This is a genomic window from Clostridium frigidicarnis (genome assembly GCF_900111985.1).
Taxonomy (GTDB): Bacteria; Bacillota; Clostridia; order Clostridiales; family Clostridiaceae; genus Clostridium_Z; species Clostridium_Z frigidicarnis.
In genome coordinates, this window is sequence record NZ_FOKI01000005.1 from 37,303 (window position 1) to 52,721 (window position 15,419).

At 26.9% G+C, this 15,419-nt stretch carries 15 protein-coding genes and 1 other annotated feature; of the genes, 6 read left to right on the plus strand and 9 right to left on the minus strand.

All coding sequences use genetic code 11. The features are described 5' to 3' along the window. Positions 1-251: 251 nt before the first annotated feature. The 4 genes from BM119_RS03935 to BM119_RS03950 all read right to left on the minus strand — a co-directional run bounded on the left by BM119_RS03935 (position 252) and on the right by BM119_RS03950 (position 5,454). Positions 252-2,255 (minus strand): methyl-accepting chemotaxis protein, encoded by a 2,004-nt coding sequence (locus BM119_RS03935; RefSeq protein WP_090039097.1) that lies wholly within the window; start codon positions 2,253-2,255, stop codon positions 252-254. A gap of 328 nt (positions 2,256-2,583) precedes the next feature. Then, positions 2,584-3,585: an inorganic phosphate transporter gene (locus BM119_RS03940; protein ID WP_090039098.1), complete on the minus strand. Its 1,002-nt coding sequence runs from the start codon at positions 3,583-3,585 to the stop codon at positions 2,584-2,586. Beyond that, positions 3,578-4,201: a DUF47 domain-containing protein gene (locus BM119_RS03945; protein ID WP_090039100.1), complete on the minus strand. Its 624-nt coding sequence runs from the start codon at positions 4,199-4,201 to the stop codon at positions 3,578-3,580. Before BM119_RS03945 ends, BM119_RS03940 begins: the two co-directional genes overlap by 8 nt. A gap of 386 nt (positions 4,202-4,587) precedes the next feature. Then, positions 4,588-5,454, minus strand: coding sequence for an SDR family oxidoreductase (locus tag BM119_RS03950; protein WP_090039102.1), 867 nt, complete (start codon positions 5,452-5,454; stop codon positions 4,588-4,590). 477 nt (positions 5,455-5,931) lie between these two features. After that, positions 5,932-6,198, plus strand: a binding site (T-box leader). 112 nt (positions 6,199-6,310) lie between these two features. Between BM119_RS03950 and asnA the strand changes: the two genes are divergently transcribed. From asnA to BM119_RS03965, 3 genes are all read left to right on the plus strand, one after another. Further along, entirely contained in the window at positions 6,311-7,321 is a 1,011-nt protein-coding gene (asnA, locus tag BM119_RS03955; protein ID WP_090039103.1) for an aspartate--ammonia ligase, read from the plus strand. Between the two features lie 91 nt (positions 7,322-7,412). Next, positions 7,413-7,964, plus strand: a complete 552-nt coding sequence (locus BM119_RS03960) for a pyruvate kinase alpha/beta domain-containing protein (protein WP_090039105.1) — start codon at positions 7,413-7,415, stop codon at positions 7,962-7,964. Positions 7,965-8,099: 135 nt separating this feature from the next. Continuing rightward, entirely contained in the window at positions 8,100-8,318 is a 219-nt protein-coding gene (locus tag BM119_RS03965) for a hypothetical protein (protein WP_090039106.1), read from the plus strand. Positions 8,319-8,371: 53 nt separating this feature from the next. Here the strand turns inward: BM119_RS03965 and BM119_RS03970 are convergent, their stop codons facing one another. Next, complete coding sequence (locus BM119_RS03970) at positions 8,372-9,013, minus strand: histidine phosphatase family protein (protein WP_090039108.1); 642 nt, start codon at positions 9,011-9,013, stop codon at positions 8,372-8,374. A 308-nt stretch (positions 9,014-9,321) separates the two neighbouring features. Next, on the minus strand, positions 9,322-9,957 hold the full coding sequence (gene trhA, locus BM119_RS03975; protein WP_090039110.1) for a PAQR family membrane homeostasis protein TrhA: 636 nt from the start codon (positions 9,955-9,957) through the stop codon (positions 9,322-9,324). Positions 9,958-10,577: 620 nt separating this feature from the next. Here trhA and BM119_RS03980 point away from each other — a divergent pair. After that, the gene (locus tag BM119_RS03980) at positions 10,578-11,603 is read left to right on the plus strand and encodes an acyltransferase family protein (protein ID WP_177199306.1); all 1,026 of its coding nucleotides are present in this window, start codon (positions 10,578-10,580) and stop codon (positions 11,601-11,603) included. Positions 11,604-11,686: 83 nt separating this feature from the next. Here BM119_RS03980 and BM119_RS03985 read toward each other — a convergent pair whose 3' ends face one another. Beyond that, positions 11,687-12,706 carry a D-alanyl-D-alanine carboxypeptidase family protein gene (locus BM119_RS03985; RefSeq protein ID WP_090039113.1) on the minus strand — a complete coding sequence of 340 codons (1,020 nt, stop codon included), beginning with the start codon at positions 12,704-12,706 and terminating at the stop codon, positions 11,687-11,689. 69 nt (positions 12,707-12,775) lie between these two features. On the opposite strand from BM119_RS03985, the gene BM119_RS03990 reads away from it, so the two are divergent. Together BM119_RS03990 and ytfJ are read left to right on the plus strand one after the other, a co-directional pair. Then, the gene (locus tag BM119_RS03990; RefSeq protein ID WP_090039115.1) at positions 12,776-13,333 is read left to right on the plus strand and encodes a DUF2953 domain-containing protein; all 558 of its coding nucleotides are present in this window, start codon (positions 12,776-12,778) and stop codon (positions 13,331-13,333) included. Between the two features lie 3 nt (positions 13,334-13,336). After that, positions 13,337-13,741, plus strand: coding sequence for a GerW family sporulation protein (gene ytfJ, locus BM119_RS03995; RefSeq protein ID WP_090039117.1), 405 nt, complete (start codon positions 13,337-13,339; stop codon positions 13,739-13,741). A 158-nt stretch (positions 13,742-13,899) separates the two neighbouring features. Here the strand turns inward: ytfJ and scpB are convergent, their stop codons facing one another. Together scpB and BM119_RS04005 are read right to left on the minus strand one after the other, a co-directional pair. Next, positions 13,900-14,526: an SMC-Scp complex subunit ScpB gene (gene scpB / locus BM119_RS04000; RefSeq protein WP_090039118.1), complete on the minus strand. Its 627-nt coding sequence runs from the start codon at positions 14,524-14,526 to the stop codon at positions 13,900-13,902. Further along, complete coding sequence (locus BM119_RS04005) at positions 14,516-15,271, minus strand: segregation/condensation protein A (RefSeq protein WP_090039121.1); 756 nt, start codon at positions 15,269-15,271, stop codon at positions 14,516-14,518. Before BM119_RS04005 ends, scpB begins: the two co-directional genes overlap by 11 nt. Positions 15,272-15,419: the final 148 nt, after the last annotated feature.

Consider the following 15,419-nt stretch of genomic DNA (forward strand, 5'->3'; position numbering starts at 1 on the left):
TCTTTATAAAAATAATACTATAGTTATATGGTGCTTTCAAGGACATTTAATAAATTATGTAAATTCAACTTAATTAACATATTTTTTTTTGCTTTTTAACATTTATCTTATAATTTTTTTTGTATTTTTTTATTTTTAGTCTATAAATTTTATAAAAGCAATGAAAATGAGAGGGTAATTGTTCATATTACCCTCTCATTTTTACATAATTTAATTAAGTCCATTCCCAAATGGTTGATTTGAAATCTATTTTACAGTTTAAATCCTTTTACTAAATCATTTAAATTATCAGCATACTCTTTAAGCCTTTGAGCTTCTCCATACATATTTTGAAGACCTGCTGATTGTTCTTCAGTTGCTGCACTAACTTCTTCACTTGTTGCTGCTGTCTCTTCAGCAACTGATGCAACTCCTGATATTTCATTAGAAAACTTATCTCTACTTTCCTCTATATGATGTAATGACTCTGCCACATCACTTATACTATATTTTAATTTTTCTATACTCATTACTATTTCTTTGAACTTCTCTTCTGTAACATTTATGCTATTATTAGTTATTTCATTTAACTTTTTAGTATTTTCTGTTTCCTTATAAAGTCCTGTTATACTATCTTTAATTTCATTTACTACTCTTCCTATTTCCTTAGCTGATTTGGATGACTCATCTGCAAGCTTTCTAACTTCATCAGCAACAACTGAGAATCCTCTACCAGCCTCACCCGCTCTAGCTGCCTCAATACTTGCATTTAATGCTAAAAGCCCTGTCTGTTCTGTTATTGACTCTATTGTGTCTATTATCATACCAATTTCATCTGATTTTTGTGTTAATATTGAAACCTTCTCTGCTATATGTTCATTAGCCTCTTCATTAATATCATAATTTTTTATTAATGTACTAATAGCTTCAACTCCATCTTTTGATGCATTTTCAACTTCTATTGATACCTCATGCATTTTTTCTGAATTTTCTTTAGATTTATTAACTTCATTTCCTAATTCTTCTGTTGTTCTTACACTTTCATCTAATCTAGATGCTTGATCTACTGCACCTTCTGCTATTTGTTGTACAGAGTTTGCAACTTCCTCTCCAACCTTTGAAGATTCATCAATAATAGAACTTAATGACTCGGATCCTGTTTGTACTATTTCTGCTGCTTCTTTTACCCCATTAAGCACCTTAGCCATATCATCAATTAATAAATTTACTGATGTTACAATTAAATAAACTTCTTCATTATAACTATTCTTTATTAATGCCTTATCGGTAAAATCTCCATCTTTTAATTTGTTTAATACATTTGCAGAATCTCTTATCCCATTAGATATACTTGCTGATACTTTTCTAGCTAGTATCATTACAACTACTAATATTATTATAAGCACTACTATAGGAAGTGTCATAGTTTTATATAATATTTTATTAGTTTCACTCTTTGGAACAAAATTGGCCATAACTAAGGAGGTTCCATTTAATTTACTTTTTGAAACTAAATATTTTTCATTTCCTACTGTTATATCTTGAACTTGATCATCCTTTAGGGTTACTACATCATTTACCCAAGGAATATCATCTTTTGTTTTTCCTATATTATCTTTATTTTTATCTGCTATAACAAATCCATTTTCAGTTATAAGTGCAGCATGGGCATTATTATTTAACTTTAATCCTTGAACCAATGAAACTATTGAATCTAATTTCTTATCTAAAGCCATAACTCCTACAACATGCCCATTATTATCTAAAATAGTTTTAGAATATGTTAAAATTATATTTTTTGTTGCTATATCTTCATATGGATCACTTACAATTACAGTATCTTTATTTGCTACTGCATTTTTATACCATGGTCTTTTTCTTGGATCATATTCCTCAGAGCTCCTGTTTTCTTTAGGAGCAACTATTAGACTACTATTTTCAAAACCTACATACGCTGAAAATGTAGTTTCTTTTTTACTAACATAATTATTTAATGTTTTTTCAAACCAACCTGCTTCATTATTAGCATTTGTTAAACTCCCCATTGCATTTTCTTCATTTGACAGTAGTTTAACATCATCAATAGATGATTTATACTCGGCATAAAATGCTTCACCAACTATACTTAAACTGCTTTTACTTATATTTTCAACATCTCTTTTTATGCTTTGATTAATTGTATAAAAATTAAATAAAGCTACTATTATTAATGGTATCACAGAGGTAAATATACATAATCTAATTATTTCTTTTCTTATATTAAGTCTCTTTTTCATAAAAACCCTCCTATCAGAATCGTTTCTTGTTAGATATATCGTGATTTTTTTTTTAATTTTAACTATTATATTTATTTTTCGCAAAAATTTTTGCTTATTTATTAAAATTTTGTATTTTAAATATATCTATTTTTTCATTTAGATATATTTTCTGCCAAAATAGCTTTTTCTTTATTTTTCTATACCAAAAAAAAATCTTTACGAATACTTATTCATAAAGATTTATATATATTAATTTCTTATTAAATTCAAATGTTTATCTAAATAATATAGTATAATATCAATTGTTATTTTTTCTTATAAAACACAGTATTATTTTAGTTAATAGTTATAAAAAAAACATTTTTCCTATTAACACTACTGCTGCTGCAAACAATGCTGTTATAGGTATTGTTAAAACCCATGCCCAAACTATATTCTTTGCAATTCCCCATTTTACAGATTTAAATCTTTTTGATGCCCCAACTCCCATTATAGTTGTGGTAACTATATGAGTTGTGCTAACTGGTGCATGAAATAACGTTGCTCCCAAAATGACTGTTGCTGCTCCTGTTTGAGCTGCAAATCCATTTACTGGTGTTAACTTTGCCATTCCACTTCCCATAGTCTTTATTATTTTTTTTCCGCCTATCGATGTACCTAATGCCATAGCTAAGGCACAACTAAATATAACCCAAACTGGAACCTTAAATTCACTTATGAATCCTCCACTTAAAAGCGCCATAGTTATAATTCCCATAGATTTTTGTGCATCGTTTCCTCCGTGATTCAATGCCATAAAGCCAGCTGCTACAACTTGAAGTTTTAAAAAAACTTTATTCACAACATGCACTTTGAAAGGTTTTAATACCCAATTTAGCAGAATCATTAAAATATATCCTGCTATAAATCCTATTATAGGCGATAAAATAAGCCATAACACAACACTATGGAAGAGGTTGTACCAATTTACAACATTTAAGCTATGGTTATATGCTATAGCACCTCCAATTAGTGCTCCAATTAAAGCATGAGAAGAACTACTTGGTATTCCAAAATACCAAGTTAATAGATTCCAAATTACTGATGATATTAAAACAGCCATAATAACCCATTGTGGTGTTACAGTATGACTGACTATATTATCTCCAACAGTTTTAGCAACCTCTGTACCTAAAAAAGCTCCAATAAAATTGAAAACTGCACATAATAAAATAGCTGGTTTAGGCTTTAAAGCTCTTGTTGTTATAGATGTGGCAACAGCTGTTGCAGTATCATGAAATCCATTAACAAAATCAAAAGCCAAAGCTAATATTACTATAAATACTGTTATACCCATAGCACTATGCATGTTTCATGACAACTCCTTCAACTATATTAGCAACTCTTTCACAGCTGTCAATTGTATCCTCTAACATTTGATATATTTCTTTCCATTTTAAAATTGTTAAAGTATCTGTTTCGCTCCTAAATAACTTAGCAACTGTATCTCTAAAGAATGTATCTCCTTCATTTTCGATTTTATTTATACTTATTATCTTTTGGTTTATATTATTACTCTTATTCATTAATTTTAATTCATTCATTAAGTCTACTAATTCTCTTGTTGCATCAACTATAAGATCACACAAAACCTTAGATTCATTAGTAGCCTCATCAACATTAAACATAACAAATCTATGCATAGTTGAATCAATTAAATCCAATATATCATCCATATTCTTTGCAATAGCATATATATCTTCTCTATCTATTGGTGTAATAAAACAGACATTTAGTTCTTGAATTATATCATGAACCATAGAATCCCCTTTATGTTCTAGCCTTTCTATATCCTTAACTTCTATTTCTTTGTTCTCTAGGAAATCAACTGATTTTCTTAAAAGTATTGCGGCATCATATACATTTTTTGAGGCATCTGAGAACATTTTATAAAATTTATCCTCTTTTGGATTTAAGTTGAACATATAATTCCATCTCCCTATGGCAAAAAAATTTTTGTCTTATTTTGTAATACCTAATTCCGAGTATATCACAATTTTTTTTCAAGTTAAATTATATATAACCTTTTTTAACCTAATCTTAATATTCCTATATTGGTAATTAACACTACTATGTTTTATTAATAGATTTTTAATTTTTATTGAATATTTTCAAACAATTTTCTTCATAAAAGTTTAACTTTTCCAATAGATGATTCTTTGTTAAAAGTTTAAATATAATATAAAAACACATAGCATTTAATCTATACTATGTGTTTTTATATTATATTTATTTTTTTGCTATGATATGTGTCAAAAATATACTTTTACTGAATCTTATCTTTTAAAATCATTTTATCTCTTAATGATATCTAAAATTTCAATTTATAATCGTGTATACATTTGCTTAATCCCTCTTTAGTTGAGGAGAATTTCAATCCATAGTTTTCTGCTTTATCTGTATTTAGCCTTACATCTCTAGGTAAATCTTTATATTTTTCACTATCTTTAATAACAACATCTTTTATTCTATGTTGAAGTCCCATAGTGGTTAATATATGTTCTACAACTTCATATCTACTAAAATCATTTTTGCTACCTAAATGATATGTTCCATAAGGTATATCAAAGATTCTCTTGAAATTTTCTACCATCTCATTAGCATATGTCATCCCTCTAAACTCATCAGGAGATGCTTTTATTTCTTCCCCCTTTATCAAAGAAGAGACTACTTCCCAAATTATATTTGATGCCATATTTAAGCCTTTTTGTGGAAGATCAAAAAGCCATGTAAATCTTACTATCCATAACTCTTCTATTATTTCCTTTAGTAACTTTTCAGCTTCTAACTTATTCTCCCCATAAACAGTATTTGGTACTGGCTTATGATTTTCATCATAAGGTCCTCTTTCTTTATTTCCATTAAATACTTGTTCAGAACTTATGAAAATAAGTTTTGCCCCTACTTCCTTAGTTATTTTAGCTATATTTACAGATCCTTCAACATTTATCTTATAAGCTATTTCTGGATTCTTATTACAAAAGTCTGTCACAGCTATAGCTGCTGCATGTATTACATAATCTGGTTTAAAACTATTGAAAATATTTTTAGTCTTGTCCACATCTGTTATATCTAAATCTTGTCTACCTAATGATAATATTTCGTATTCATTCTTATATCTTTCAGTAAATCTTGTACAAAAGAAACCTGCTCCTCCAGTTAATAAAATCCTTTTCATCCTCTGCCTCCAAAATTTTTATTTTATTTAATTTTATGATAAATACATATTTTTTTCAATGTATTGTTATCTTACAGATAGACATTAAACTACCTTATGATTTTTAACATATTATAATTAAGTGTCTGTTTTCAATATCATTTATAGAAAATATAATACTTTCTAGTTAAAATATTATATAATAAATACTTTTTATCTTCGTTTTAAAAAATCTAACATTACCACACATATTTATTCAAAAATAAACTCACCTAATAAAGTCTTTACAATTTTATTTTTAGGCATTTTTATATACTGACAAAATACAGTCATATTATTGTGTATATTTTTTATGCTAAATTTATATTATATATAACCAGTTGTGAATTTAGAAATTTTTGATGTTTTATTTTGATAATCTTGCATAATTCTTATAAATGGCAAAAATAACTATTGACTTTGTCATAAATTTAATATAATATTTAAACAAATATAAATACAAAAGCATTGATAGGAAGAGTACTTATATGTGTTTAGTCAAAGCGAGCTAATGATGGTGAGAGATTAGCACGAAACCTATAATGAAGAACATCCTGGAGCTTCCAACCAAAATGGTTTAATACCAGAGTAGACTTGGACGGAACCTAACCGTTATACTTAGGACAGTATCGAATATATTATTACTATGTTCCGTACTGATAAAGTGAGCATTTTTGCTAACATAGGTGGTACCACGGAAGGTTATAACACTCTTTCGTCCTATAATTTTTATAGGATGAAGGAGTTTTTTTTATAGAATTTTAAGCTAGCTAGTACTTATTAAAACCTTATTAAAACAAATAATTAAAATACTATTTAAGTAAATGGAGGAATAATAATGACACCACAAATAATACCACAAAACTACAAAACAACTTTAGGACTAAAAGATACAGAGATAGCAATAAAAAAATTAAAGGACTACTTTGAGAAAGATTTATCTGAGAAGTTAAATTTAATAAGAGTATCAGCTCCACTATTTGTTGAAAGAAACAGTGGTATAAACGATGATTTAAACGGAGTTGAAAGACCTGTTGCCTTTGACATAAAAGAAGATAACAGCACTGAAGTTGAGATAATTCATTCTCTAGCTAAATGGAAAAGAATTGCTCTTTCAACATATGGTTTTAATATTGGAGAAGGATTATATACAGATATGAATGCTATAAGACGTGATGAAGACTTAGATAATCTTCATTCTATATATGTTGATCAATGGGATTGGGAAAAAATAATTTCTAAAGAAGACAGAAAGAAAGACACCTTAAAAAGTATAGTGACATCAATATATGAAGTATTTAAAAATACTGAAAAATATATTCATAGTGAATATGAAGACATTAAACCAATTCTTCCTGAAAATATACATTTTATAACTTCTCAAGAATTAGAAAATCTATATCCATACCTTACTCCTAAAGAAAGAGAAGATGCAATCTGTAAAGATAAAGGTGCTGTGTTTTTAATGGAAATAGGTGGAAGTTTAACTTCAGGAAAACCTCATGATGGAAGATCTCCTGACTATGATGATTGGACTTTAAATGGTGATATTCTTTTCCACTACCCTATTTTAGATAGATCTATGGAGCTATCATCTATGGGAATAAGAGTTGATGAAGATGCTTTATTAAAACAATTAAAAGTTAGAGGATTAGAAAAAAGAAAAGATCTTAATTTTCACCAAATGTTATTACAAGGTAAACTACCTTACACAATAGGTGGTGGAATAGGTCAATCAAGAATATGTATGTTCTTTTTAAGAAAAGCCCATATAGGAGAAGTTCAATCATCATTTTGGGGAGAAGAAATTTTAAGTTTATGTAATGAAAACAATATCCAACTTTTATAAAATATTTATTAAATTTATATGTTTTAAAGGATTTTTATTCTACTCTTAAGAAATATATTATTAAAGATAATATATTTTAGGAGGACATTTTATGTATTTTGATAAAGTTGGAAAAGATAATACAGATAAAACTCTAGAATTAGCAATTAAAACTGCTAAGGAAAAAAATATTAAAAATATAGTTGTTGCCTCTTCTTCTGGAAACACAGCATTAAAACTTTCTAATGAAAAGGACTTAGATATAGTTTGTGTATCCCACTCAAATGGTTTTCGTGAAAATGGTTCTATGGATATGCCAGAAGAATCTATAACTTTGTTAAAGGAAAAAGGCATTAAGGTTTTAACTACCACTCATGTTTTAAGTGGAGCTGAAAGAGGATTAAGCAAAAAATTTGGTGGAATATCTCCAGTTGAAATAATAGCTTATACATTAAGAATGTTTGGTCAAGGCGTTAAGGTTTGTACAGAAATTTCTATTATGGCTTTAGATAGCAATTTAATACCTTATAACGAACCAATTATAGCAATAGGTGGTAGCTCATATGGTGCTGATACTGCTATAATTATAAGACCAAGCCATGCTTCATCTATACTTGAAACTAAAATAGATGAGATAATTTGTAAGCCAATTGAGAAAAGATAAAACACATTAAAGAAAATAACAAGTCAAATGTACTAGCATACTGACTTGTTATTTTTTTTAATGTGCTTAATTATTAATAAAATCTTTCTACATTACACAATATATTAGGGTAATCTTAATTAAGGAGTGTTTATTATGAAAGGAAAGGTTTATTCTTTTAGAGATGAGGATGGAAATCTAGTTAATTACACTGTTAAAGAACATCTTTTAGTTAATAAAAGCGACTACGTTATAATGTGTCCTGAAAATGATACTTCTCATATGGAAGTATATAAATTTACTGACGACGCATTAGAGCTTGTAGAAAACCAAACTGAATTATCTAATGTAAAATCTGCATCTCATATTATGTAATTAAATACATAACTATAAGATAATACACTTGGTTTATACCAAGTGTATTATTTTTACCATCCTTTTATAATAAAATCTTTTTTATAGTGACTTCTATCGTCTCTTAATATAACCTTATACATCCCCTCATCACTAACTTCTATTTTTGTTAATGTAGCTTGTCCCATAACATTCTGCAAAAACTCTTTATCCTCATTTACTTCTTCAAATAATAACATTAAAAGCTTTAATGTCATACCATGAGTTACAACAAGTATGTTTTTGCCCTTATTGTTTTCTAAAATTTCTTTAATTGCATTGTGGCATCTTTCTTTTACATCATTAAGTTTTTCTCCATCAAAGGGAGTATATTTTTTAGGGTTATTAAACAAGTTATAAAGTTGATCTTTATATTCTCTGTGTTCTCCAATCTCATCTAATGTCATGCCTTCCCAAGAACCAAAATTCACCTCTTTAAGTCCATCATGAGTTAATAATTGTATTTCTTTTTCTCCCTTTACTATTGTTGCAGTATTATACGCTCTCTCTATTGGGCTTGAATATATAATATCTATTTTCATATCTTTAAGTCTATCTCTTAAACTTTCAGCTTGTTTCTTTCCAAGCTCTGTAAGTGGTGAATTTCCCCATCCCTGAAGTCTTTTTTCTATATTCCAAATAGTTTCTCCATGTCTTGTTAAATATAATGTTGTCACTAAATATCCCCTCTTTTCTACACTCAATTCATATAAATATACTCTACCATATATTTTTTTCTCTTTAAACCTTAAACTTCTTATTTAATATTAGTATTACTATGATATTTAATGAAAACTAATATTTTAAGATTTTATTATATTCTCTCTGTGAACCTCTATTATACAATCCCTAAAGAATAATATTAAAATTGAAAAACTTCTTAATATACTATTAAATTAATCATATCCAAAGTATATAATCACATATAGAAAAACATACATGCTTTACCATGTATGTTTTTCTATATCATTAACTAATAAAAAATCTATATATATAATAGTATACAGAAAAAATGACAAACACTTCCCGCTATAACAAACAAATGCCATATAGCATGATTATATGACCAATTATCTTTAATAAAGAATATACATCCCAAACTATAAAACAAACCACCAGCAACCAATAAGACTATACCTGGAGTAGCTATGGCTGCAACAAGATATTTAATCGCAAATATTATTGACCATCCCATAACATTATAAAGAAGTGTGGCTACCTTATCTAATTTTTCAAACCAAACTGCCTTTAGTACTATCCCTACTATAGTAAGTCCCCATACTACTCCAAATATCCACCATCCTACGGTTGGACGTAAAACTGTCAGTGTAAAAGGCGTATATGTTCCTGCTATTAGAAAGTATATTGATGAATGATCTATTATTCTAAAGATTTTTTTCGCCTTTTTATTTGTTATGCTGTGATAAAGGGTTGACCCTAAATAAAGTTCTATTAAAGCTATGCCAAATATTGTGAATCCTACTATTTTATAAGTATCATGAGATTGTGCTGAAAATACTATAAGCAAAACTGCTGCTGCTATTGCAAGTAACGTACCTATTCCATGCGTAATTGCATTAGCAATTTCCTCTCCTTTTGTATAAAAATTAATATCATCCATAATTTATATCTCCATTCATAATTTTATATTAATTAAATTTTATTCTTTATATATATCAATGTCAAACTTATACTCATTTTTTCATCAAACTTTATCATATCCTAAGTATAACATCTTAACTTACTATTTTTTATATTAGGCACATGAAAGAAAATAACAAGTCCAAGATGACATGTATATTTTATATCAAACAAGGAAGTGATATTAGTTCATAGCATAAGGCTATGGGCTACTATCGCTGACACAGTATGGCACAAAATAGACTAGCATACTGACTTGTTATTTTTTGAATGTGCCTTATACATATATTAATATTTTAACTCTAAATTATAATATAGGATATCCAATAATATATTTAAATATATTATTGGATATCCTATATTTATAAACCTAAAATTTTATTATATTGAGTCTTATATTTTAAAATAATTAATTGTATTTAATACTATTTAAACAATCCTTTAAAAGTTTTCGACAAAATATTTAATAAAAAGTTTTCTTATTATCAATTTAAATATTAATGATAAATTGTTATAATATAAAGTATTAAACACTATATTTAATGGTTAGATTTATCATTAAATGTAAAATTTAAACATATAAATTTAGGAGGTGCAAATTTGGGTCACACAAACAAAAGATTAAATTATATTGATGTCGCTAAAGGTATCCTTATATTAACTGTAATAATATCTCATGCACCAACAGAACTTGCACAATACATGTACTGGTTTCATATGCCTGCATTCTTTTTTATAAGCGGTTTATTATATAAAAATAATTTTGATTTCAAAACTCAATTTACAAAATTTTTCTTGCCTTATATGGCATTTTCTTTTGTAGATATACTTCTTTGTTTTTTAACATCTCCTGAAACTCTATCTTTAAGTAATTTTATTTCATACTTTTCAAAGCATCTATATAGTGGTAAGGCAACGGGTGGAGTATTTTGGTTTATTCCAGTATTATTTTTTACAAAACTTATATTTGATTTTCTTAAAAAGAATTTTAATAACTTTTTTATCATTTTAATTGGTGTTATTAGTTATTTAATGGCTCATAGATATTCTATTAATAATATTCCAGAGCATATTGTAGATATTACATTAGATAATTATAAATTATGGGATTTTGATGTTATATTCATGTCCCTCCCTTATTATATAATTGGATATTACGCTAAACCTATAATATCATTTGTAGAAAGCAAAATTACTTTATTTCTATCTATCTTAGGAGTATTAATTTTCACTTATTTAAATTGGGAAATGGAATTTTACTACTATTTGAATATGAAATTTTCTTATTACAAGGAACCTGTACTTGACTTAGTGGTTCCACTTCTATTTATTATTTTAATTTTAAGTTTAAGCTATAGAATAACTCTTTGGGGTAAATATAAAAATTTAAGTTATATTGGTAAAAATTCATTAGTTATAATGTATCTCCATAACCCTATAGGTTCTTTCTTTGTACAACGTTATTTTGTTGGACCTGTATCATTTTTAATAATTGGATTAACATCTTCATTAATAATAAATAAGTATTTAATAGATAAAAGTGATCTGCTTAAATTTATAACTAAAGGAATCTCTCCTTCCAAAAAATCTTCTAGAGAAGTTCAACTTTCATCTTTAAAATATTAAAATTTAAAGGCTATGAAATTATTACAAACAATTTCATAGCCTTTATTATTTTAAATTTGATTTTCCCCACTACATAAGCAACACTATTTATAAATTTCATGCTTATAAATTATATTTTCGTCTTCAAAAACTTTTATTTCTCCTACTATTCCATTGTCAGAAGTTTTATCATTAACTTCTAATTTAAACATTGAGTTTGACCCCTTCTTTATTGGTACAAATATATCCTCATTAAATATATTCATATCACTTTCTTCATCCATATTATTTAAATCTTTTATATTTTTATATTCATATTTATCTTGTACATAATTAAAAATTTTGCTTGTTTCCTTCCATCTTTCTGGACAATTTAATACAACTATTATTACATCACTAGGTCCATTTTTAACTGATGTTACAAGACATTTACCGGCTCCTCCTGTATACCCTGTTTTAACACCATTAGCTCCTGGTATTTGCCATAATATTTTATTTATATTGTTATAACTTCTAGTAAAGTTATATTCTCCTTGAGGTATTTCTTTTTTTCCAACAATGTCATTAAAAAATTTATCCTCTTTAGCTTTAGCAGTTGCCATAGCTAGATCATATGCAGTTGAGTAATGCCTATTGCTATCTAGTCCATGTGGAGATTCAAAGTTAGAATCCATAAGTCCAATCTCTATGGCATACTCATTCATAACTTTACAATACTCCTCTACACTTCCACTTACTCCTTCAGCTATTGCAATAGCTGCATCATTTCCTGATTTAAACATTAACCCAACCAAGAGTTCTCTTAAAGTTACTTTTTCACCTTTTTTATATCCAACCGTTGAACCTCTAACTGATGCTGCATTTTTACTTATCTCAAATTCCTTATCTAAATCTCCATATTTTATTGCTACTAAAGATGTTATTATTTTGGTAGTACTAGCCATTGGAACAATTGCTGTTCCCTTTTTTTCATACAATACTCTTCTCGTCTTACTATCTATAGCTATAGCATAATGTGCACTTACATCAAATTGTTTTTCTTTTTTTTCATCTGCAACACAATTTAAAGTGAGTAAATTTATAACTATGAAAATAGTAACCATCATAGAAATTATTCTTTTCATTGTTATCTTCTCCTTATTATTAGTATATTTCAAAATTTATAAGTCAATAATATAACTGGAGGTATAAGTATGGTTTTTTTAGTTGTTATTTCCATAATTTCTTTAATAATATTTTTAAAGATTCCAATTAGCTTTAAAATTCTTATAGAAAATACTCATATTGTTATAAAATTATATAACTTTACTTTATTTGATACATTAAATAAACCTAAAGTTTCTAAGAATATTAAAAATAAAAATAGTAAAAGAAAAAATACTTCAAATATATCTTTGCCTGAAATACAAGAAATATTCCAAAGAATTTCTTCAAATAAGTTTAAACCTTCTATTAAACACTATCTATCTTTACACTTAGGACTAGAAGATTCTTGTACTTTAGCTTTACTATATGGAAGTTTATATAATTTTTCTCCTATTATCTATGCAATACTCAATTCATTCTTTAACATAAAGGATTATAATTTTATAATAACTCCTCATTTTAACCAAAAAATCTTAAATGTTGAAATTAAAAGTATAATTTATGCAAGTATTGCAAACATTATATATATAGGAGCTATTATTTCTATTTTTCTTATGCATAATAAATTTAATAAAATAAAATCTAATAAATTTAAGGAGGCATAACTTATGGAAAATCATCCTATTGAAAATTTAATGAAATGTACTATGGAAAACATCAAAGATATGATAGATGTTAATACTATAGTTGGCGAGCCTGTAGTAACTGGTGAAGGTACAACTATTGTACCTATTTCAAAGGTTTCCTTTGGATTTGCATCTGGTGGTAGTGAATTTTTAACAAAACATAATTCTTCTAATAATCTAGGCAACCTAAAAGTACCATTTGGTGGAGGATCTGGAGCTGGCGTAACTGTAAAACCAGTGGGCTTTTTAGTTATAGGCAAAGATTCAATACGAATGCTTTCTGTTGATGCAGACAATACTTATGATAAAATTGTAGATTCCGTACCTCAAGTTATTGATATGGTATCATCCATATTTAATAAAAACGCAAAAGAAAAAGAACAGTAATTACTGTTCTTTTTCTTTGTTAGGCATCTAAAAAATAATAGGCAACAGATTACAAGTATATTTGGTATAAGACAAATAGTTAAAAGTTACTCATAGTAGTGCTATGTGTGACTTTTGACGATTAGGTATTATGCCAAATAGACGACAATACTGGTCTATTATTTTTTTGAAGATTCCTCAATAATCTCTATGTCTTTAATATCATCTTCTAATTCTAAACTTATATTTTCATCTATTAAATTATCTATATTAGGAAGTTCATTTAATGTTTCCATATCAAATTGTTTTAAAAATTCTTTAGTTGTTCCATATAATATTGGTCTTCCTATAACATCTAGCCTTCCACATTCCTTGATTAATTGTCTTTCTATAAGCTTTTGTACTGCACTTTCGCTTTTAACTCCCCTTATTTCATCAATATCAATTCTTGTAATAGGTTGTTTATATGCTACTATAGCTAATGTCTCTAGTGCAGCTTGAGATAGTGATTGTCTTACATTAGTTTTTAAAATCTTTTGTATAAATTGACTATTTTCTGGCTTTGTAACAAGTTGATAAGAGCCATTTATATGTATTAGTTTAATTCCCCTTTTTTCTTTACTATATTCTACACTTAATTCTTCTAGTACTTCTTTAGTATAAGAAGTACTACATTCTATTATGTTAGAAATATCCTTAAGCTTCATAGGTTCTCCACTTACAAACAGTAATGATTCAACTGCTGATATATATACTTTTTTTCTTGATAAACTTTCAAATTCGCACTGCTTGTCTTTAATTTTCATCTTCTTCCCAAACCCCTTCAATGTATATTTTTTGGAAGTTCCCTTCTTGTACAACTTTTATAATTCTGTCTTTTATAAGCTCTAATATTGCCAAGAATGTTACAACTATTTCAATCTTACACTCACATTCCATCATAATATCTGAAAACTTAGTACTGCCTGTCCTATATAGCTTTTCTTTTATCTCTTTCATTTTATCTTCAATTTTATATTTATCAACTGGAATTTCCCTTGATATAACATTCGAAGTATTTTTTTTATTATTATATCTATTTATTAATTCATTATATAAATTATATAACTTAAGCATGGTTACATTTTTAAGTAGTTCTTCGTTGGTTAAAATCTTCTTATCTTCTATGATTTCTGGCTTTTTAGAAAAAATAAATCCAGCATCTCCTTTTTTTATTCCTAAATACTCTGCAGCTTTTTTAAATTTCTTATATTCTATAAGTTTATTCATAAGTATTTTTTTTAAATCTTCTTCATCTTCCTCATCATCTTCTTTCTTTTCTTTAGGAAGTAATGTTTTAGATTTAATTTCTAAAAGAGTAGCTGCCATTACTATAAACTCAGAAGTAATTTCAAGATCTAATTCTTTCATTCCATCTATGTATTGTAAATATTGGTTGGTTATATCATATATTTTTATATTATAAATATCCATTTCATTTTTCTTTATGAGATGTAATAATAAATCAAATGGCCCCTCGAAATTAGATATTTTTATGTTTAGATGTTGCATTTATTTTATCTCTCCTAATATATATTAGCTACATAAATATAATATCAATATAACATTTAGTTATCAACAATAAAAAACCTTTCCAGAGCATTTTAATTATGCTTTAGAAAGGTTTTTTATTACAAATTGTTAAAAAGACATTATATTT

What these genes read in the sequence shown, in the direction of transcription:
- trhA (WP_090039110.1), bottom strand. Translation starts at nt 9,957, where the DNA reads ATGGATGATATTAATTTTTATACAAAAGGAGAGGAAATTGCTAATGCA.
- BM119_RS03945 (WP_090039100.1), bottom strand. Translation starts at nt 4,201, where the DNA reads ATGTTCAACTTAAATCCAAAAGAGGATAAATTTTATAAAATGTTCTCA.
- asnA (WP_090039103.1), top strand. Translation starts at nt 6,311, where the DNA reads ATGACACCACAAATAATACCACAAAACTACAAAACAACTTTAGGACTA.
- BM119_RS03950 (WP_090039102.1), bottom strand. Translation starts at nt 5,454, where the DNA reads ATGAAAAGGATTTTATTAACTGGAGGAGCAGGTTTCTTTTGTACAAGA.
- ytfJ (WP_090039117.1), top strand. Translation starts at nt 13,337, where the DNA reads ATGGAAAATCATCCTATTGAAAATTTAATGAAATGTACTATGGAAAAC.
- BM119_RS03935 (WP_090039097.1), bottom strand. Translation starts at nt 2,255, where the DNA reads ATGAAAAAGAGACTTAATATAAGAAAAGAAATAATTAGATTATGTATA.
- scpB (WP_090039118.1), bottom strand. Translation starts at nt 14,526, where the DNA reads ATGAAAATTAAAGACAAGCAGTGCGAATTTGAAAGTTTATCAAGAAAA.
- BM119_RS03940 (WP_090039098.1), bottom strand. Translation starts at nt 3,585, where the DNA reads ATGCATAGTGCTATGGGTATAACAGTATTTATAGTAATATTAGCTTTG.
- BM119_RS03990 (WP_090039115.1), top strand. Translation starts at nt 12,776, where the DNA reads ATGGTTTTTTTAGTTGTTATTTCCATAATTTCTTTAATAATATTTTTA.
- BM119_RS03960 (WP_090039105.1), top strand. Translation starts at nt 7,413, where the DNA reads ATGTATTTTGATAAAGTTGGAAAAGATAATACAGATAAAACTCTAGAA.
- BM119_RS03985 (WP_090039113.1), bottom strand. Translation starts at nt 12,706, where the DNA reads ATGAAAAGAATAATTTCTATGATGGTTACTATTTTCATAGTTATAAAT.
- BM119_RS03965 (WP_090039106.1), top strand. Translation starts at nt 8,100, where the DNA reads ATGAAAGGAAAGGTTTATTCTTTTAGAGATGAGGATGGAAATCTAGTT.
- BM119_RS04005 (WP_090039121.1), bottom strand. Translation starts at nt 15,271, where the DNA reads ATGCAACATCTAAACATAAAAATATCTAATTTCGAGGGGCCATTTGAT.